A 19,163-nucleotide genomic window follows, 5' to 3' on the forward strand; every position below is an offset into this window, starting at 1 on the left:
GGCGAGGGCATTCAACGAATCCTGCGCTGCATCATCCTTATCCCTGGGCCACTCGCCTATGTTAAAAGGCATCACACCACTGCCCTGCGCTTGAAAGGATCATCATGTCGTTTAATGCCAAACCGCTTGCCGGCCTGAAAGTCATCGAACTCGGCACCCTGATCGCCGGCCCCTTCGCTTCACGCATCTGCGCCGAGTTCGGCGCCGAAGTGATCAAGGTCGAGTCGCCGGATGGCGGCGACCCGCTGCGCAAGTGGCGCAAGCTGTATGAAGGCACCTCGTTGTGGTGGTTTGTGCAGGCGCGCAACAAGAAGTCACTGACGCTGAACCTCAAGCATCCGGACGGGCTGGCGGTCCTCAAACAGTTGCTGGCAGAGGCCGACATCCTGATCGAAAACTTCCGTCCCGGCGTCCTGGAAAAACTCGGCCTGAGCTGGGAAACCCTGCACGCACTGAACCCGAAGCTGGTGATGGTGCGCCTCTCTGGCTTCGGCCAGACCGGGCCAATGAAAGACCAGCCAGGGTTTGGCGCGGTGGGCGAGTCCATGGGAGGGCTGCGCTATATCACCGGCTTCGAAGACCGCCCGCCGGTGCGTACCGGGATTTCCATCGGTGATTCGATTGCCGCCCTCTGGGCGGTGATCGGTGCGCTGATGGCACTGCGTCATCGCGAGGTCAATGGTGGGGTCGGCCAAGTGGTGGATGTGGCGCTGTACGAAGCGATTTTCGCCATGATGGAAAGCATGGTCCCCGAGTTCGACGTGTTCGGGTTTATCCGCGAGCGCACCGGTAACATCATGCCTGGCATCACGCCATCCTCGATTCATACCAGTGCGGACGGCAAGCACGTGCAGATTGGCGCCAACGGCGATGCGATCTTCAAGCGCTTCATGTCGGCCATCGGCCGTGAGGACCTGGCCAACGACCCGGAACTGGCCAGCAATGATGGGCGTGATGGCCGCCGCGATGAGCTTTACGGGGTGATTGATCGTTGGGTCAACGCCTTGCCACTGGAGCAGGTGGTGGAGCAGTTGAACAAGGCCGAGGTCCCCGCCAGCCGCATCTACAGTGCTGAAGACATGCTCGCAGACCCGCAATTCCTGGCTCGGGAGATGTTCCTCAAGGCGCAACTGCCGGACGGCAAGGACTTCAAGATGCCCGGCATCGTGCCCAAGCTGTCGGACACGCCCGGCAGTTGTGAATGGGTCGGGCCGAAGCTGGGCGAACACAACAACGAGCTGCTCCAGGCGCTGGGCTACGATGCCCTGGCAATCACCCGTTTGCATGAGGATGGCGCGATCTGATGACACGTCGCGTCCAGCGCTGGTTCATTTGCCTGTGTCACGTCACCTTGATGGTCGGCGGCTGGCCGGTATCGGCCAACGCCCAGGATACGCTGGTCTGGTTGTTGCGCGACCTGCCACCGGTGACCATCTTCGAAGGCCCGCGCAAGGGGCAGGGAGCACTGGACCAGTTGCTGCCCATGCTCGCCGAGCGCCTGCCGGAATATCGCCATCAGATCCTGCACGTCAACCGCGCCCGGGGCACGCAAATGCTGCGCGAGCCGTCGTTCACCTGTGACCCGTCACTGCTGTGGACACCGGAGCGCGCCAAGTACGTTGTTTTTTCGACCCAGGCCTTCGTGACGGTGAGCAATGGCGTGATGATCCGCCGGAGCCAGCAGGAGGCCATGGCGCCCTTTATCAACGACGGTCAGTTCGACCTGCAGGCTTTTCTCGACGCTCCCAACACCCGGCTTGGCGCCACCGCAGAACGCAGCTATGGCGCCGTCATCGACGAGCGCCTCAAGCACGCCACCGCGCACAAATTGGCGCTGCACTACGGCAACGATGCATTGGGCAGCCTGTTGCAGATGCAACGTCTCGGCCGCCTGGAAGCGGTCCTGGGCTATTGGACGGAGATCCGCTACCACGCCATGCAACAGGGGATTGACCCACAGGAGCTGATGTTTTTCCCGATCAAGGGCGCCGCGCCTTACCAACGCACGCACATCGGTTGCTCGAACACCGCCCTCGGCCGCGAGGCGATCGAACGCATCAACCAGGTACTGCGTGACATCCCTCTGGAACAGGTGCAGCAGTCCTATGCTTCATGGCTGGACCCGGTCACCCGGGAACACTACCTGCGCGACAACCCAAGCTTTTTCCAGGACTCGCCCATGCCCTGACAAATCGCGGGCAAAAAGAAACCCCGAGGAGTGGGGAGACAACTCGGGGTTAAACGTGGCCTACAAAAAGACCAGTACAACAAGACACAAACACCGGAGCACAATGTTTGCTCTTACTGTTACGAAATCTGACTCGTCATAGCGTAGGAAGGTTCCGAAGAAAAATAATTCTTCATGCCAACACCCCACTACGGGTCTGGGCGGCGTTACGCAGGGCCGCGATCACCGACGGTTCAAGACGCCCCTCTGCGATTTTGAGATCGCGCAGCAGGCAATCCACCACATCCACCAGAGCGCGCTTGTCAGTCAGTTGCGCACGGTCGACTTCACGTTCGACCACGATGGCGCCAGCAGGATTCTTCACGGTCACCAGGCACTCGCCCTGCGCACCAGAGGCGGTCAGCGTAACCTGATAAGGGCTCAGTGCTTCTTCGAGCAATAGGCTGATACTTTCCATCTCGATCACCACTCAATAGTTCGGGAACAATCGGTTCAACGGGAGCTGCATCTATCCTAAGTGACTGGATGTAACGTAGGAAAGTTCGCTTTTTCGTCGTTATGGGGGTTTCGGGGAGTGACTAGAACCAGCATGCGCTTGCAACATGACAACCAAAAAACGGCGCACATGACTGCTTACGCAATGGGCGGCTGTTTTGGGGTTTCCGACGGCTGTGACCGGAGGTGAATCCTATCTCGGTGAGCGCTGGTCACGCTGTCACGCAGGTAAAGCGCATGTCAAAAGGCCCTTATTCCGAAGGATAAATACGATGGCAGAACAAAATGAACAACAGACAGCGACAGACAGGATGCACGCCGAGGTATCCCGTATTTTTGCTGAGATAGCACGCATGAATGCAGAGCAAAACAAACTCCACGCAGAATCCCTGAAGATAACCTGTGAGACGTTCTGGTACCCGGTGGCTATCGCGACCGGCTTCTATGCCGCTGTCGGCACAGTCATAGTCGTCGCCCAGAAACTATTCTCGTAACACTTGAGCGGGCCGGCCAGAAACGAAAAACGCCGCTGACCCAAGGAAGGGAAAGCGGCGTTTTTGTCTTCGTGATTTGTATTACAAAGGCTTGCCACGATTACCATGCTGGCTGACAAACGCCTGCATCGCCTTCAAATCATTCGGCAGCACTGTGCAACGCTCTTCACGCTCGAACAGGTCGGCCAGATGCTCCGGCAGTTCCAAAGCCTTGCCAACGCCCGCCTTTTCCACCGCTTCCGGGAATTTGACCGGGTGGGCGGTGCCCAGGATCACCATCGGGATATCCAGGCTGCGACGGCATTCACGCGCAGCCTTTACACCGATGGCGGTGTGCGGGTCCAGCAGTTCGCCGGTCTGGGCATAGACTTCAGCGATGGTTTCGCAGGTCTGTGCATCGTCCACCGCAAGGGAGTCGAACAGCTTGCGGGTTTCGGTCCAGCGCTCTTGATCGACGCTGAAACCACCACCGCTCTTGAAGCTGTTCATCAACTCAGCCAGCGCAGCCCCGTTACGGCCGTGCATATCGAACAGCAGGCGTTCGAAGTTCGACGACACCATGATGTCCATCGACGGCGACAGGGTGGCGTGCAGGGTTTCCTTGACGTACTGGTTGCCGCTCATGAAGCGGTGCAGGATGTCGTTGCGGTTGGTGGCGACGATCAACTGGTTGATCGGCAGGCCCATGTTGCGCGCGAGGTAGCCGGCGAAGATATCGCCGAAGTTGCCGGTCGGCACCGAGAACGACACCGAACGCGCCGGGCCACCCAGCTGCAGGGCGGCGTGGAAGTAGTAGACGATCTGGGCCATGATCCGCGCCCAGTTGATCGAGTTCACTGCCACCAGGCGCGTGCCCTTGAGGAAGCTCTGGTCAGCGAAGCTGTTCTTGACCATTTCCTGGCAGTCATCAAAGTTGCCTTCGATGGCGATGTTGTGGATGTTCTCACCGAAGATGGTGGTCATCTGCCGACGCTGCACCTCCGACACACGCTTGTGCGGGTGCAGGATAAAGATATCGACGTTTTCGCAGTGTTTGCAGCCTTCAATGGCCGCCGAACCGGTGTCACCGGAAGTAGCGCCGATGATCACCACGCGCTCGCCGCGCTTTTCCAGCACGTAGTCCAACAGGCGACCCAGCAGTTGCAGGGCAAAGTCCTTGAACGCCAGGGTCGGGCCGTGGAACAGCTCAAGCACCCACTCGTTGCCATTCAGTTGGCGCAGCGGGGCGATGGCGCTGTGGGAAAACACGCCGTATGTCTCTTCCAGGATCTTTTTGAAATCCGCATCCGGGATGCTGCCGGTAACGAACGGGCGCATCACCCGGAATGCCAGTTCGTGGTACGGCAGGCCGGCCCAGGAAGCAATTTCTTCCTGGGTGAAGCGTGGCAGGTTCTCCGGCACGTACAGGCCGCCGTCGGTGGCAAGGCCTGCCAGCAAAACGTCTTCGAAATTCAGGGCCGGTGCCTGGCCGCGGGTGCTGATGTAACGCATGACTGGCTCCTCTAAAACATTCTCGAACAGGGGCCGCCGCACACACGGGGCCCCTGGAACAAATCGGTTAGTTCAAGTGTTCGACGCGAATCCGCACCACCGGGCCCACGACGCCCTGCAAGGCCTCCAGAGCGGTGATGGCATCGTTGATGCGCTGCTCAAGCACGCGGTGGGTCAACAGGATCATAGGCACCTGGCCGTTCTGTTCCTCGACTTCCTTCTGCATGATCGACTCGATGTTGATGCCGCGCTCCGACAGGATGCTGGCGACCTGGGCCAACACGCCCGGATGGTCCTTGGCCTGGATGCGCAGGTAGTAGGCGCTTTCGCATGCCTCGATCGGCAGGATCGGGTGGGCCGACAGCGAATCGGGCTGGAAGGCCAGGTGCGGCACACGGTTTTCCGGATCGCTGGTCATGGCGCGAACCACGTCCACCAGGTCGGCGATCACCGACGAAGCGGTCGGCTCCATGCCGGCGCCGGCGCCGTAGAACAAGGTGGAACCGGCGGCATCACCGTTGACCATCACGGCGTTCATCACACCGTTGACGTTGGCGATCAGGCGATCGGCCGGGATCAGCGTCGGGTGTACACGCAACTCGATACCGGCCGGTGTGCTGCGCGCCACGCCCAGGTGCTTGATACGGTAGCCCAGGGCTTCGGCGTAGTTCACGTCGGCCGTGGTCAGCTGGGTGATGCCTTCGGTGTAGGCCTTGTCGAATTGCAGCGGGACACCAAAGGCGATGGACGCCAGGATGGTCAACTTGTGCGCCGCGTCGATGCCCTCGACGTCGAAGGTCGGGTCGGCTTCGGCGTAGCCCAGGGCCTGGGCTTCAGCCAGCACGTCTTCGAAGGTACGACCCTTCTCGCGCATTTCGGTGAGGATGAAGTTACCGGTGCCGTTGATGATGCCGGCTACCCAGTTGATACGGTTGGCGGACAAGCCTTCACGAATGGCCTTGATCACCGGAATACCGCCGGCCACTGCGGCTTCGAACGCGACAATCACGCCCTTCTCGCGGGCCTTGGCGAAGATCTCGTTGCCGTGCACGGCGATCAGCGCCTTGTTGGCGGTGACCACGTGCTTGCCGTTCTCGATAGCCTTGAGCACCAGCTCGCGGGCCACGGTGTAGCCGCCGACCAGCTCGATGACGATATCGATTTCAGGGTTGGTGGCCACGGCGAAGACATCGTTGGTAATCGCAATACCGGTCGTTTGGAACTGAGGCTTTGGCGAACGCGTGGCAATTTGCGCCACTTCAATCCCACGCCCTGCACGGCGGGAAATTTCTTCAGCATTACGCTGAAGTACGTTGAAGGTACCGCCACCGACGGTCCCTAACCCACAGATGCCTACTTTGACCGGTTTCACTGAAGAACTCCCCATGAAACGGCCGACGCTAGGTCGGCCGTGGAAAACAGCCGCACAACTGCGGCTTTCAATTGATGACCCGCTGATCGTTCAACGGGCCATGATCGTCAAAGGTTCGACGATACTGGTTTACTTGGCACTCAGTGCCAGTTTGGCAACTTGCGGTGCCGGCTGGTAGCCCGGAATCACTTGACCGTCAGCCAAAACGATGGCCGGTGTACCGTTCACGCCAATGGATTGGCCGAGGGCGAATTGCTTGGAAACCGGGTTGGCGCATTTGTCCGCCTTGATTTCCTTGCCATCAACCATCTTGTCCATGGCCGCTTTCTTGTCGGCTGAACACCAGACGGCTTGTAACTGCTCGTCACCCGGCGAACCCAGGCCCTGGCGCGGGAACGCAACGTAGCGCACTTCCACACCCAGCTTGTTCAGCGCAGGCACTTCGGCGTGCAGCTTGTGGCAATAAGGGCAGGTGGTATCGGTAAACACGGTGATGTGGGTCTTGGTCTCGCCGATGGCTGGGTAAACCACGGTTTCAGCCACCGGAATCCCGTTGATCAGCTTGGATACACCCAGGCGCTCGGCTTTCTCGGTCAGGTTGACCGGCTTGCCATCCTTGAGCTGGAACAGGTAGCCCTGGACGATGTACTGGCCATCGGCACTGGCGTACAGCACACGGCTGCCCTTGAGCTTGACTTCGTACAGGCCGGCCATCGGGCTGGCGCTGATGCTTTCGATCGGCGTATCGAGCTGCAAGTTGGCCAGGCTCTTGCGAATGGTCTGCTCGGCAGCGTCATCGGCGACGACAAACGTGGAAACCAACGCAATGGCTGCGGCGGCAATAATCTGGGTCAAGCGCATGGGAACTCCTGAAGGCAGATGCAGGGACGGTGGGCAAGCACACCGATCTAAAAACACGGGCCTGCAAACACAGGTCTGGGCCGTCCCCTTTGCTAACCGGCAAAGCCTACCACAGTTGGGCCGCAGGGCAGCCCGTGGCCTGATAAATTGGCGGTTTTCAACCACGCGGATGGTGCTTGGCGTGCATATCCTGCAAACGTGCCCGCGCCACATGGGTATAGATCTGGGTTGTGGATAAGTCACTGTGCCCGAGCAGCATTTGCACCACGCGCAAATCCGCACCGTGGTTGAGCAAATGGGTGGCGAACGCATGGCGCAAGGTATGTGGCGACAAGGACTTACCGATGCCCGCCACCTTGGCCTGGTGCTTGATGCGGTGCCAGAAGGTCTGGCGGGTCATCTGTTCGCCGCGCTGGCTGGGGAACAGCACATCGCTGGGGCGCCCACCGAGCAGTTCGCCACGGGCATCGCGCATGTAGCGTTCAACCCACACAATTGCCTCCTCCCCCATCGGCACCAACCGTTCCTTGCTGCCCTTGCCCATCACCCGCAGCACGCCCTGGCGCAGGTTGACCTGCTCCAGGGTCAGGCTGATCAGCTCGGTCACCCGCAGGCCGCAGGCGTACAGCACCTCGAGCATGGCGCGGTCGCGCTGGCCGATGGCCTCGCTCAGGTCGGGCGCGGCGAGCAAGGCATCCACGTCGGCTTCAGACAGGGATTTGGGCAAAGGCCTACCGAGTTGTGGCATATCCACCTGCAACGTCGGGTCGAGGGCAATGAGCTTTTCCCGCAGCAAGTAGCGATAAAAACCACGCACACCGGAAAGGAAACGCGCAGTCGAACGGGGCTTGTAGTTCTGCTCCAGACGCCAGGCCAGATGGTCAAGGATCAGCTCGCGGCCAGCATTGATCAGCTCGAGGTTTTTTTCCTGCAACCAGCCGTTGAACAGCGCCAGGTCGCTGCGATAAGCCTGACGGGTGTTGTCCGAAAGGCCTTTCTCCAACCAGAGGGCGTCGAGGAAGCGGTCGATCAAGGGGTGGTCGATGGCAGGCATGGTGACTCAGGCAGGTGAAGGTGATGTCGGGTAGATCCTATCGCGCGCAAGCCCACTCCCACAGTTTTTTGTGTCTTACTCGATTGCGCGAACCGCAGCGATCAACTGTGGGGTCAGGCTTGCTCGCGATAGCCGCCACGTAGTCCCGGATTTTTCAACAAATTCCAGGCACAAAAAAGCAGCCCGTAGGCTGCTTTTTTCTGCATCGGGAAGCTGGACTTAAGCCAGTTTTTCCTTGATGCGAGCTGCTTTACCGGACAGGTCACGCAGGTAGTACAGCTTGGCTTTACGTACGTCACCGCGACGCTTAACGGCCATGCTGTCGATTTGCGGGCTGTAGGTCTGGAAAGTACGCTCTACGCCAACACCGTTGGAGATTTTACGAACAGTGAAAGCACTGTTCACACCACGGTTACGCTTGGCGATTACCACGCCTTCGAACGCTTGCAGACGCGAACGGTCGCCTTCCTTCACTTTCACCTGAACGACAATGGTGTCGCCTGGGGCAAAGGTAGGGATCTCTTTGGTCATCTGCTCTGCTTCGAGTGCAAGGATGATTTTGTTAGTCATGCTGTGCTCCTAAGGTAAGTCGTCGGACCTACCATCGATACGTTGTTAACTATCGTCCCGCGCGAGGATGTATTCCTCGAGCAGCTTCTTCTCTTCTCCAGAAAGCGAGCGGCTTTCCAGAAGATCGGCGCGTCGTTCATAGGTCCGACCAAGGGACTGCTGTAAACGCCAACGCCGGATGTGTGCGTGATTGCCACTTAGCAATACGTCGGGAACACGCTGATCCGCATACACCTCCGGACGGGTGTAGTGCGGGCAATCCAGCAAACCATCCGTGAAGGAATCTTCCTCCGCAGAGTCCGCATGCCCTAAAGCTCCAGGCAGCAGTCGTGTAACCGCATCTATCAGGACCATCGCCGGCAGCTCACCGCCAGACAGGACATAGTCCCCAATCGACCACTCTTCATCGACATGAGCTTCAATAAAACGCTCGTCAATGCCTTCATAGCGACCGGCAATCAGGATCAGTGCTTCCTCATTCGCCAGTTCGCGTACCGCCGCCTGTTTCAGCTGACGGCCTTGAGGGGACAGGTAAATCACCTTCGCCTTCTCCCCGGCGGCGGCCTTGGCCTGAACCAACGCGTCTTCCAGGGGCTTGATCTTCATCACCATGCCCGGGCCACCGCCAAATGGGCGATCGTCCACAGTGTGATGTCGATCCGTCGTGTAGTCTCGCGGGTTCCAACAGGTCAGCTGCAACAGCCCCTGTTTCACCGCCCGACTGGTGATGCCGTACTCGCTGATGGCGGAGAACATCTCGGGAAACAAACTGATCACTTCAATGCGCAAATTAGCCACGCTTAGAAGTCCGCGTCCCATTCCACCTTCATCTCGCCCGCTACCAGGTCGACAGCCAACACGCATTGCTCGGTATAGGGCAACAGGCGTTCGCGATCATCCAGGCTACCAGCGCAAGGCTTGACCACCATTACATCATTAGCGCCGGTTTCCAGAAGATGATCGATTTTCCCGAACAATTGCCCGAGTTGATCGATAACCTTCAGACCTTCCAGCTGGTACCAGTAGTACTCGCCATCGGTCAATTCAGGGAACAGGTTGCGCGGCACGCAGATCTCATAACCAGCCAGAAGACGAGCTTCTTCACGATCATCAAGACCCTTGAGCTTTGCGACCAGGAACTTATCGCTCCCGCGTCCACTGACCAGCTCGACCTGTTTCACACTACCTTCGCGCTTGAGCGTCCAGATCTTGTACTGCAACAGGTTTTCAGTCGGATCAGTAAAGGAATACACCTTCACTTCGCCGCGAACGCCATGAACAGAATAAATCTTGCCGATAACGATCAAATCATCAGCAACAGCTGGCGTCGCGTTCATATTGCTCAGGCTGCGGCCTTAGCCGAGTCCTTCAACAACTTGGCAACACGCTCGGAAGGCTGTGCACCAACGCTCAGCCAGTAGGCTACGCGCTCTTGGTTCACGGACAGACGAACTTCTTGACCACGAGCAACAGGGTTGAAGAAACCAACCTGTTCCTTGTGCGAACCGTCGCGCGGGTTGCGGCTGTCGGTTACGGTCAAGTGGTAAAACGGGCGCTTTTTGGAGCCGCCAAGGGCAAGACGGATTGTTAGCATGTGAACATCGTTCCTGTAGTCGGTGCTGCAAATCTAAATGCACAGCGGGCATAGGTGCCCGAAAGGCCGCATATTCTAAGGAATATCCGGACTTTTGCAAATGTCTTTTTCTGGCGCCTATCAGCGTGCCATTCAGATCTGCTATAGAGCCGTCGGTTAAAACGGCGAGTCAGCGCCCGCCAATCGCGGGTTTGCTGGAGATCCCACGTCCCTGTGGGTCGGAGCAGGAGCTGGGCTCCCGCTCGAAATCTTTACATCTTGGGCATGCCGCCGCCGGGCAACATACCGCCCATGCCGCGCATCATCTTGGCCATTCCGCCCTTGGCGGAGAACTTCTTCATCATCTTCTGCATCTGCTTGTGCTGCTTGATCAAGCGACCGATGTCCTGCACCTGGGTGCCGGAACCCATGGCGATCCGACGCTTGCGCGAACCGCTGATCAGCTCAGGGTCGCGGCGCTCGGCCGGGGTCATGGAGTTGATGATGGCTTCCATCTGCTTGAACTGCTTCTCTGCCGCACCCTGGGCGTTGCCCATTTGCGCCAGGTTCACACCGCCGATATTCGGCAGCTTGTCCATCAAGCCGCCGAGGCCGCCCATGTTCTTCATCTGCTGCAGCTGGTCGCGGAAGTCTTCGAGGTCGAAGCCCTTGCCCTTCTTCAGCTTCTTGGCCAGTTTATCGGCCTTGTCTTTATCGAGGGTCGCTTCGGCCTGTTCAATCAGGCTGAGCACGTCGCCCATGCCGAGGATACGCGAAGCGATCCGCTCAGGGTGAAACGGCTCGAGCGCGTCGCTCTTCTCGCCCATACCGATGAACTTGATCGGCTTGCCGGTGATTGCGCGTACCGACAGCGCGGCACCACCACGGGCATCGCCGTCGACCTTGGTCAGGATCACGCCGGTCAGCGGCAGTGCATCACCAAAGGCCTTGGCGGTGTTGGCCGCATCCTGGCCGGTCATGGCGTCGACCACGAACAGGGTCTCGACCGGGTTGATCGCGGCATGCAGCGCCTTGATCTCGCCCATCATCTCTTCATCGATGTGCAGGCGACCAGCGGTATCGACGATGACCACGTCGATGAATTTCAGTCTTGCTTCTTTAATAGCCGCATTGGCGATGTCGACCGGCTTCTGGCTCAGGTCGGACGGGAAGAACGTCACGCCCACTTCGCCCGCGAGCATTTCCAACTGCTTGATGGCCGCCGGACGATAGACGTCAGCCGACACCACCATCACGGATTTCTTCTTGCGCTCTTTAAGGAAGCGCGCCAGCTTGCCGGCGGTGGTGGTCTTGCCCGCACCTTGCAGACCGGCCATCAACACGACGGCCGGTGGCACGGCGCTGAGGTTCAGGTCTTCATTGGCCGCGCCCATCAGGCTTTCGAGCTCGGCCTGGACGATCTTCACAAAGGCCTGGCCCGGCGTCAGGCTGCGGGACACTTCGGTGCCGACCGCACGCTCCTTGACCGAGTTGACGAAGTCCTTGACCACAGGCAAGGCGACGTCGGCTTCCAGCAACGCCATGCGCACTTCGCGCAGGGTGTCTTTAATATTGTCCTCGGTCAGCTTGGCCTTGCCGGTAACGTGGCGCAGCGTCTGCGAGAGACGGTCAGTCAAGTTTTCAAACATGCGCGATCCTTTCAGGCCCTATTCATCGAAATGCATTGGTAGACCGAGGTAATGACGGCCCAGGCTGTGGTAAATCGCTATTAAAAACAGCGCTCGGCGAGCCTGCGGCGTGGGCAGGTCGCGGATTATAGCGAAGACTGCGCCTGTGCACACCCGCTGTCTGGCCTTGGAGTCTTTCGTGGAACGCAGGGGTATGCCAAACTCAGCGCCTTTCGGGCTTGCCTAACAGGATTTATGCTCCCTTTGTCACCCAGTTTGCTACCCAGTCTCGCCGCCGCCTTCTTATATGCCGCTGCGACCCTCTATCAGGGCACCCGCCTGGCCAAATGCGCCAAGGCCGACAAGCGCCTGTTGTCCGGCCTTGGCGCCCTCGCCTTGGTGGCACACGCCGCGAGCCTGTTCACCCACCTGATGACGCCGGTCGGCCTGGGCCTGGACTTTTTCAGCGCCGCCAGCCTGATTGCCGCTGCCGTGATCGCCTTGACGCTGATCGCCTGCGCACGTATCCCGGTGGAAAACCTGCTGGTGCTGTTGTTCCCCCTGGGCCTGCTGACGGTGTTATTGGCGCAGTTCGCCCCCACCGGCACGGTGCAGGTGATCGATGAAGAGCCAGGGATCCTCGCGCATATCCTGTTGTCGATCCTCGCCTACGGCATGTTCACCATCGCGGTGTTCCAGGCTTTGCTCCTGCTGCTGCAGGACCACCAGCTCAAGCACAAGCACCCCTTGGGGCTGATCAAGAACTTCCCGCCGCTGCAAACCATGGAAAGCCTGCTGTTCGGTTTCCTGTGGGCCGGCTGGACCCTGCTCTCGCTGTCATTGATCTCTGGCTGGCTGTTCGTCGAAAACCTGTTTGCCCAGCACCTGGTACACAAGACCCTGCTGGCTTGCCTGGCCTGGGTAGTGTTCAGCGTGCTGCTGTGGGGCCGCAACCGCCTCGGCTGGCGCGGGCACAAGGCGATCCGTTGGACCCTGGCCGGTTTCTGCCTGCTGATGCTGGCCTATTTCGGCAGCAAGCTGGTCCGCGAATACATCCTGCATATCTGACGGGCAGCGATCATGGACAACTTGCCCCTGGGGCCGATGCTCGCGGTAATCGCCCTGCTGGTGTTATGGGCGGCGCTGTTTACCGCCATTGAAGCCGCACAGCAACACTTGCTGGCCCTGCGCCCCGGCACGCGCCAGGGTGACAAGGCCGCTGCCCGCCTGGGTTTTCCCCGCCACAGCCTGATCCTGTGCAACAGCCTGTGCCGCGCAGCAGTAGTGGTTCTGTGCACGCTGCTGGCGATGTATGCCTGGGCGCAAAACGGTCCCTGGCTCGGCTGGCTGATTTCCTGTGCCGTGCTGCTGATATTGGCCGACTACCTGCCCCGCGCGCTGGCCACCCGCCATCCGCAAGCAGTGCTGGGCTTCGGCAACACACTGCTGGGCGTGCCACTGAAAATCGTCTATCCCTTCGCCTGGCTGCTCAACGGCATCAGCCTGCTATTGCTGCGCCCCTTTGCGCGCAAGCCCGGCATCGTGAAGAAAAGCGACGAACCACTGCCCGACCATGATGACGAACCCGAGGCCGAGACCGAAGGCAACCGCACCCCAGGCCTGCCCGGCATCCACGCGCTGGACAACATCACGGTCAACGACATCCTGGTGCCGCGCAGCGAAGTGGAAGGCATCAACCTGGATGACTCGCTTGAAGCGATCATCGAGCAATTGCGCAACTCCCAACGCACCCGGCTGCCAGTGTTCCACAGCGATATCAACCAGGTCCAAGCCGTGCTCAACACCCGGCTGATCCAGCACCTGCTGCCGGATGCCAGCCTGACCAAGGAAGCCTTGCTTGCCGCCTGCTACGAACCCTACTTCGTCCCGGAAAGCACGCCGCTGCAACTGCAACTGCTGAACTTCCACAAGCAGCAACGGCGCTTGGGCATGGTGGTGGACGAGTACGGCGAAGTGCTGGGCATCGTCACCCTGGAAGATATCCTCGAAGAAATTGTCGGCGAATTCGAAAGCGAACACAGTGTGGACAACCCGCATATCGAAGCGCAGGCGGATGGCCGCTATATCATCGACGGCGCCGCATCGATCCGCGAACTGAACAAGAGCCTGGCTTGGCACCTGCCCAGCGACGGCCCCAAGACCCTCAATGGCCTGGTGACTGAAGCACTGGAAACCATTCCAGATTGTGCCGTATGCCTGAAGATCGGCCGCTATCGCCTGGAAATCCTTGAGACCGAGGATAACCGGGTGAGCAAGGTGCTGATCTGGCACACCAGCCGCGTACCCGTCGCCGCATAGCGTCCTGACTCAAGGCATTCGAATGTGGGAGCCCCCCCTCCCACAATCGATCTGCCGCGATTGGCAGATCGCGCGCCCCCTTGTTGTATCGCCGGCCCCATTCCTATAATCCCTGCGGCTTACCCAAGCCCCGCCCGACCGCGTGCTATCCGCACTGAGCGCGTCCGGCACCGCTGCATCGTGTCTGACCGGTGTTTGCTCCCATCCCGAGCCGCTCCGCGCACTACCCTGATCCAAGGGGGTTCGACCCAATAATAATCCGCGTCCAAACGCGCAACGACCGTCAGGGATACCTCCATGAGCACCACCTATAACGAGGCCGCAACCGCCGCCCCGACCAACTCGACCGCCCGCGTTGCCACCGCCAGCATCGTCGGCACCGCCATCGAGTTCTACGATTTCTATATCTATGCCACCGCGGCGGCACTGGTGATCGGCCCGGTCTTCTTCCCGCAGTCGTCCGGTACCGCGCAGATGCTGGCGTCGTTCCTGACCTTCGGTATCGCGTTTATCGCCCGCCCGCTGGGTTCGGCGCTGTTCGGCCACTTTGGTGACCGTATCGGCCGCAAATCGACCCTGGTGGCCTCGCTGCTGCTGATGGGGGTGTGCACCACGCTGATCGGTTTGCTGCCGGGCTATGACAGCATTGGCGCCTGGGCGCCGATCCTGCTGTGCGTGCTGCGTTTCGGCCAAGGCCTGGGCCTTGGCGGGGAATGGGGTGGCGCCGCATTGCTGGCCACCGAGAACGCGCCCAAGGGCAAGCGCGCCTGGTTCGGCATGTTCCCGCAACTGGGCCCATCGATCGGATTCCTGGCGGCCAACGGCTTATTCCTGATCCTGGCCATGAACCTGAACGACGAGCAGTTCCGCAGCTGGGGCTGGCGTATCCCGTTCATCCTCAGCGCAGCCCTGGTGATGGTCGGCCTGTATGCACGGCTGAAACTGCACGAAACCCCAGTGTTCGCCAATGCCGTGTCCAAGCAGGCGCCGGTGAAGGTGCCGTTGGTGGAGCTGTTCAGCCAGCATTGGCTGCCCGTCCTGCTGGGCGCCGCGTCGATGGTGGTGTGCTATGCACTGTTCTATATCACCACCGCGTTCTCCCTGAGCTATGGCGTTTCGACGCTGGGCTACAGCCGCGAAACGTTCCTTGGGTTGCTGTGCTTCGCGGTGCTGTTCATGGGGCTGGCGACACCGCTGGCGGCGCTGGCCAGTGATCGATTCGGGCGCAAGCCGGTGCTGATCGTCGGCGCGATCCTGGCGATTCTGTCGGGCTTCACCATGGAACCGTTGTTGACCCACGGTTCGACCTGGGCCGTGGCGCTGTTCCTGGCGTTGGAGTTGTTCCTGATGGGGGTGACCTTCGCCCCAATGGGCGCGCTGCTGCCGGAATTGTTCCCGACCCGCGTGCGTTATACCGGGGCTTCGGCAGCGTATAACCTGGGCGGGATCGTCGGCGCATCGGCGGCACCGTTCTTCGCGACCAAGCTGGTGGCGATGGGTGGGCTGAGTTATGTCGGCGGGTATGTGTCGGCGGCAGCGTTGCTCAGCTTGATTGCGGTGCTGTGCCTGAAAGAGACGCGCAATAACGATCTGAATCGCGTCGTCTGATAGATCGCTATCGGGGGCAAGTCGAATCGTCGCACCGCCCCTCCCACATTTTGACCGCATTCCTACAGATTAAACGCGGTTAAGTGTGGGAGGGGCCTTGCCCCCGATGCTTTTAGAGCTCTACAACAACCGCTTGGGAAGCACGGGTCGCCTTGGCCCGAGCCGCTTCAATCGACTCATCCCGCGCCAGCGCCACGCCCATGCGGCGCTGGCCATTCACTTCTGGCTTACCAAACAGACGCAACGCCGTGTCCGGCTCGCTCAAGGCGGCGCCGAGGTTGGCGAATGCGGTCTGGGTCGACTGCCCTTCCACCAGGATCACCGCCGACGCCGAAGGGCCGAACTGGCGAATCAATGGCATCGGCAGGCCCAGGATGGCGCGGGCGTGCAGTGCGAATTGCGACAGGTCCTGGGAAATCAGGGTCACCAGGCCGGTATCGTGCGGGCGCGGCGACACTTCGCTGAACCATACCTGATCACCCTTGATGAACAGCTCCACGCCAAACAGGCCACGGCCACCCAGGGCGTCGGTTACGGCCTTGGCTACGCGCTCGGACTCCGCCAGGGCGATCGGGCTCATGGCCTGAGGCTGCCAGGATTCCTGATAGTCGCCTTTCTCCTGACGGTGGCCGACCGGCGCGCAGAAAGTGGTGCCGCCGATATGACGCACGGTCAGCAGGGTGATTTCGTAGTCGAAGTCGATAAAGCCTTCAATGATCACCCGGCCTTTACCGGCACGCCCGCCTTCCTGGGCGTAGTCCCAGGCTTTCTGCACGTCGTCGCTGCTGCGCAGCAGGCTCTGGCCCTTGCCCGAGGAACTCATCACCGGCTTGACCACGCACGGGAAGCCCAGGTCCTGCACAGCCTTGCTGTAGGCTTCGAAGGTGTCGGCGAAGTGGTACGGCGAGGTCGGCAGGTCCAGCTCTTCGGCGGCCAGGCGACGGATGCCTTCGCGGTTCATGGTCAGCGACGTGGCGCGCGCGGTCGGGATCACGGTGAAGCCTTCGGCCTCCAGCTCCACCAGGGTGGCGGTGGCGATGGCTTCGATTTCCGGCACGATGAAGTGCGGTTTTTCCGCCTCGATCACTGCACGCAGGGCGGCGCCGTCGAGCATGTTGATCACATGGCTACGGTGGGCAACCTGCATGGCCGGCGCGTTGGCGTAGCGATCCACGGCAATCACTTCAACGCCCAGGCGTTGCAGTTCGATTACCACTTCCTTGCCCAGCTCACCGCAGCCACACAGCAAAACGCGGGTCGCGGTTGGCGACAATGGAGTTCCGATTCGGGTCATCTCAGGTCCTCAGGGGAGCGGATCATGGGGAGAAAGGCCGGCATTTTACATGAACTGTAAAAATTGGCCTCAGTTGGCGACGGCGCGCTTGCGCAGACGCCAGGCCATGATCAGCCACACCACGGTGACCCCAGCGAATTTCGACGCCAGGGCGGTGCCCACCACCGCTGGGGTCAGAGCGCCGATCAAGCCGAAAAAGATAAAGGTATCGAGGGGAATGCTCAGCGCCGAGCTGATCCACAGGCGGTCATGGAGCGGGCGCCTGGTGATGCTGAACACCAGCCAGTCGATGCACTCGGACACCGCGAACGCCGTGGCACTGGCCAGGGCGATGGACGGATCGGAGGTGATATAAGACAGCACCAGCGCCGCCAGCATGGCGAGGATCGCGCCATGACCGAAGCGGGTTTGCACCATGTCGCGCAGGATAAACACCAGGCCGCCCCAGGCAGACCAGATCACATCCAGATGCGGCGCGGTGGAGAAGGCAAAGTTGATCAGCACGACGCTGCTGATGTAGGCGATCAGGAAGAGCATGGGGCGAGGGACCTGTGAACAAGGGGCACAGGGTACTTCACATTTTGAAATATGTCGTCTGGGAGGGCCTCATCGGGGGCAAGCCCCCTCCCACATTTTGACCGCATTTCTACAGATTAAACGCGGTTAAGTGTGGGAGGGGGCTTGCCCCCGATGGCGACCCATCAGGCGCCGGATTTACCAGAAGCCATAAACACCAACCCAGCCGCCACCGCCCGCTCATGGCACAACCCCAGCACCACCCGCCGCTCGGCATTGTCCATGCGACTCCAACGCGTAATTTCATCCACCGTGCGCTGGCAACCGGTGCAGAGATCGTCATCGTCCAATGCGCAAATGCTCACGCACGGCGAGGCGACAGGGCGTTCTGCCGGGTTCATTCTGCCTGCTCGACCAGATCCCGCGCATAACGCTGGGCGTTATGCACATAGTGCGCAGCGCTGGCTTCGAGCATCTTCTTCTGAGCCTCGGTCAACTCACGCACCACTTTGCCCGGCGAGCCCATCACCAGCGAGCCATCGGGAATTTCCTTGCCTTCGCCGATCAGCGAGTTGGCGCCAATGATGCAGTGCTTGCCGATCTTCGCGCCGTTGAGGATCACCGCGTTGATGCCGATCAGGCTGTAGTCGTCGACCGTGCAGCCATGCAGCATGGCGTTATGGCCGATGGTCACACCGGTGCCAAGAGTCAGCGGGTAGCCCATGTCGGTGTGCATCACGCTGCCGTCCTGCACGTTGCTGTTCTTACCGATCAGGATCAGCTCGTTGTCGCCGCGCAACACCGCGTTGAACCAGACGTTGGCGCCCTCCTCCAGCCTGACCTTGCCCACCAGCGTGGCATTGGGAGCCACCCAGCTGTGTGGATGCGTCTCGACGCGGGCGTCGCCCAAGCGGTATTTCATGGTTTTTCCTCACGGCTTGCCATTGGAGACGATGGCTTAAGTATTGATGAAGCTCTTGGGTGGGTGATGCAGGCTGATATTGGCATCGTCATAAAGCAGGTTGATCAGCTCGACAATCATAATGGCCGTAAGCCCCCAGATCTTGTATTCGCCAAACCGGTAGCTCGGCACATACCAACTGCGCCCTTGGTAGTCGATGCGGTGCGTATGCTCGCGAGGGTCCTGGCGGAAAAAATCGAGCGGCACACTGAAGACAGCGGCGATTTCGGCGTCGTTGGCCAGGTATTCGACGTAATCGGGGATCACGCCCACATACGGGGTGACGCGAATGCCATGCAGGGAAATCAGTGGGCTCAAGGGGCCGATCACCTCGACCAGGCCAGGCGGCAGGCCGATTTCTTCTTCGGCCTCGCGCAAGGCGGTAAAGATCAGGTCCGGGTCTTCCGGATCGCGGCGCCCGCCAGGAAACGCGACTTCGCCGCCATGGGTCGACAGGCCGCTGGCGCGCAGGGTCAGGATCAGCTCAGGTTCGTCACTGCGAGTAATCGGCACCAGCACGGCGGCCTCGGGGAAACGCCCGTCGGTTTCCAGCGTATGCGGCGTGTGATTGCTTACCCGGCGAAGTAGCTCGTCCAGCATGAGTCATCTCGATCTGTTGGCTACCTTGCATCATGCACCAAAGCTGCCGGGCGCCCAACCCCAAAACCTGAGGGCTGTCGCGAAACGACAACTTGCAGGGCCCTGCCGCCCACGCCAAGATAGACGCACTTTCCAGGAA

At 60.2% G+C, this 19,163-nt stretch carries 21 protein-coding genes; 6 read left to right on the forward strand and 15 right to left on the reverse strand.

Annotation, left to right across the window (positions count from 1 at the left end):
* Nucleotides 1-104: 104 nt before the first annotated feature.
* Nucleotides 105-1,304: a CaiB/BaiF CoA-transferase family protein gene (locus P2T68_RS30320; protein WP_277378683.1), complete on the forward strand. Its 1,200-nt coding sequence runs from the start codon at nt 105-107 to the stop codon at nt 1,302-1,304.
* Complete coding sequence (locus P2T68_RS30325) at nt 1,304-2,188, forward strand: TIGR02285 family protein (protein ID WP_024077229.1); 885 nt, start codon at nt 1,304-1,306, stop codon at nt 2,186-2,188. The genes P2T68_RS30320 and P2T68_RS30325 overlap by 1 nt, the downstream gene beginning before the upstream one ends.
* Nucleotides 2,189-2,360: 172 nt before the next feature.
* On the opposite strand, the gene P2T68_RS30330 is transcribed toward P2T68_RS30325, so the two are convergent.
* Nucleotides 2,361-2,645 (reverse strand): DUF3509 domain-containing protein, encoded by a 285-nt coding sequence (locus P2T68_RS30330; protein ID WP_041161012.1) that lies wholly within the window; start codon nt 2,643-2,645, stop codon nt 2,361-2,363.
* A gap of 310 nt (nt 2,646-2,955) precedes the next feature.
* Between P2T68_RS30330 and P2T68_RS30335 the strand changes: the two genes are divergently transcribed.
* On the forward strand, nt 2,956-3,177 hold the full coding sequence (locus P2T68_RS30335) for a hypothetical protein (RefSeq protein WP_024077231.1): 222 nt from the start codon (nt 2,956-2,958) through the stop codon (nt 3,175-3,177).
* 81 nt (nt 3,178-3,258) lie between these two features.
* On the opposite strand, the gene thrC is transcribed toward P2T68_RS30335, so the two are convergent.
* The 9 genes from thrC to ffh form a co-directional block, all read right to left on the reverse strand.
* Nucleotides 3,259-4,668: a threonine synthase gene (thrC, locus tag P2T68_RS30340; protein ID WP_024077232.1), complete on the reverse strand. Its 1,410-nt coding sequence runs from the start codon at nt 4,666-4,668 to the stop codon at nt 3,259-3,261.
* A 67-nt stretch (nt 4,669-4,735) separates the two neighbouring features.
* On the reverse strand, nt 4,736-6,040 hold the full coding sequence (locus tag P2T68_RS30345; protein ID WP_277378684.1) for a homoserine dehydrogenase: 1,305 nt from the start codon (nt 6,038-6,040) through the stop codon (nt 4,736-4,738).
* A gap of 129 nt (nt 6,041-6,169) precedes the next feature.
* Complete coding sequence (locus P2T68_RS30350; RefSeq protein ID WP_024077234.1) at nt 6,170-6,901, reverse strand: thioredoxin fold domain-containing protein; 732 nt, start codon at nt 6,899-6,901, stop codon at nt 6,170-6,172.
* Between the two features lie 157 nt (nt 6,902-7,058).
* Nucleotides 7,059-7,955, reverse strand: a complete 897-nt coding sequence (xerD, locus tag P2T68_RS30355) for a site-specific tyrosine recombinase XerD (protein ID WP_017846134.1) — start codon at nt 7,953-7,955, stop codon at nt 7,059-7,061.
* Nucleotides 7,956-8,174: 219 nt separating this feature from the next.
* A complete protein-coding gene (gene rplS, locus P2T68_RS30360; RefSeq protein ID WP_003175895.1) occupies nt 8,175-8,525 on the reverse strand; it encodes a 50S ribosomal protein L19 in 351 nt (116 codons plus the stop codon).
* A gap of 45 nt (nt 8,526-8,570) precedes the next feature.
* Entirely contained in the window at nt 8,571-9,344 is a 774-nt protein-coding gene (gene trmD, locus P2T68_RS30365) for a tRNA (guanosine(37)-N1)-methyltransferase TrmD (RefSeq protein ID WP_024077235.1), read from the reverse strand.
* Nucleotides 9,326-9,862 (reverse strand): ribosome maturation factor RimM, encoded by a 537-nt coding sequence (gene rimM, locus P2T68_RS30370; protein WP_277378685.1) that lies wholly within the window; start codon nt 9,860-9,862, stop codon nt 9,326-9,328. The genes trmD and rimM overlap by 19 nt, the downstream gene beginning before the upstream one ends.
* Nucleotides 9,863-9,867: 5 nt before the next feature.
* The gene (rpsP, locus tag P2T68_RS30375) at nt 9,868-10,119 is read right to left on the reverse strand and encodes a 30S ribosomal protein S16 (RefSeq protein WP_003175899.1); all 252 of its coding nucleotides are present in this window, start codon (nt 10,117-10,119) and stop codon (nt 9,868-9,870) included.
* 251 nt (nt 10,120-10,370) lie between these two features.
* A complete protein-coding gene (gene ffh / locus P2T68_RS30380; protein WP_024077237.1) occupies nt 10,371-11,747 on the reverse strand; it encodes a signal recognition particle protein in 1,377 nt (458 codons plus the stop codon).
* A gap of 243 nt (nt 11,748-11,990) precedes the next feature.
* On the opposite strand from ffh, the gene ccsA reads away from it, so the two are divergent.
* The 3 genes from ccsA (at nt 11,991) to P2T68_RS30395 (ending at nt 15,653) form a co-directional block, all read left to right on the forward strand.
* Nucleotides 11,991-12,794, forward strand: a complete 804-nt coding sequence (gene ccsA, locus P2T68_RS30385; protein ID WP_172831359.1) for a cytochrome c biogenesis protein CcsA — start codon at nt 11,991-11,993, stop codon at nt 12,792-12,794.
* Between the two features lie 12 nt (nt 12,795-12,806).
* Nucleotides 12,807-14,045 carry a transporter associated domain-containing protein gene (locus P2T68_RS30390; protein WP_102625004.1) on the forward strand — a complete coding sequence of 413 codons (1,239 nt, stop codon included), beginning with the start codon at nt 12,807-12,809 and terminating at the stop codon, nt 14,043-14,045.
* Nucleotides 14,046-14,342: 297 nt separating this feature from the next.
* Nucleotides 14,343-15,653: an MFS transporter gene (locus P2T68_RS30395; RefSeq protein ID WP_024077240.1), complete on the forward strand. Its 1,311-nt coding sequence runs from the start codon at nt 14,343-14,345 to the stop codon at nt 15,651-15,653.
* Between the two features lie 112 nt (nt 15,654-15,765).
* On the opposite strand, the gene purT is transcribed toward P2T68_RS30395, so the two are convergent.
* The 5 genes from purT to P2T68_RS30420 all read right to left on the reverse strand — a co-directional run bounded on the left by purT (nt 15,766) and on the right by P2T68_RS30420 (nt 19,024).
* On the reverse strand, nt 15,766-16,947 hold the full coding sequence (gene purT / locus P2T68_RS30400; protein WP_277378686.1) for a formate-dependent phosphoribosylglycinamide formyltransferase: 1,182 nt from the start codon (nt 16,945-16,947) through the stop codon (nt 15,766-15,768).
* Nucleotides 16,948-17,016: 69 nt separating this feature from the next.
* A complete protein-coding gene (locus P2T68_RS30405) occupies nt 17,017-17,484 on the reverse strand; it encodes a VUT family protein (protein ID WP_024077242.1) in 468 nt (155 codons plus the stop codon).
* A 164-nt stretch (nt 17,485-17,648) separates the two neighbouring features.
* Nucleotides 17,649-17,864, reverse strand: coding sequence for a DUF1289 domain-containing protein (locus tag P2T68_RS30410; RefSeq protein WP_024077243.1), 216 nt, complete (start codon nt 17,862-17,864; stop codon nt 17,649-17,651).
* On the reverse strand, nt 17,861-18,385 hold the full coding sequence (locus tag P2T68_RS30415) for a gamma carbonic anhydrase family protein (protein ID WP_024077244.1): 525 nt from the start codon (nt 18,383-18,385) through the stop codon (nt 17,861-17,863). The genes P2T68_RS30410 and P2T68_RS30415 overlap by 4 nt, the downstream gene beginning before the upstream one ends.
* A 36-nt stretch (nt 18,386-18,421) precedes the next feature.
* Entirely contained in the window at nt 18,422-19,024 is a 603-nt protein-coding gene (locus P2T68_RS30420; RefSeq protein WP_024077245.1) for a CoA pyrophosphatase, read from the reverse strand.
* Between the last annotated feature and the right edge of the window lie 139 nt (nt 19,025-19,163).

The sequence above is a fragment of the Pseudomonas sp. G11 genome (genome assembly GCF_029457515.1).
Taxonomy (GTDB): domain Bacteria; phylum Pseudomonadota; class Gammaproteobacteria; order Pseudomonadales; family Pseudomonadaceae; genus Aquipseudomonas; species Aquipseudomonas gorinensis.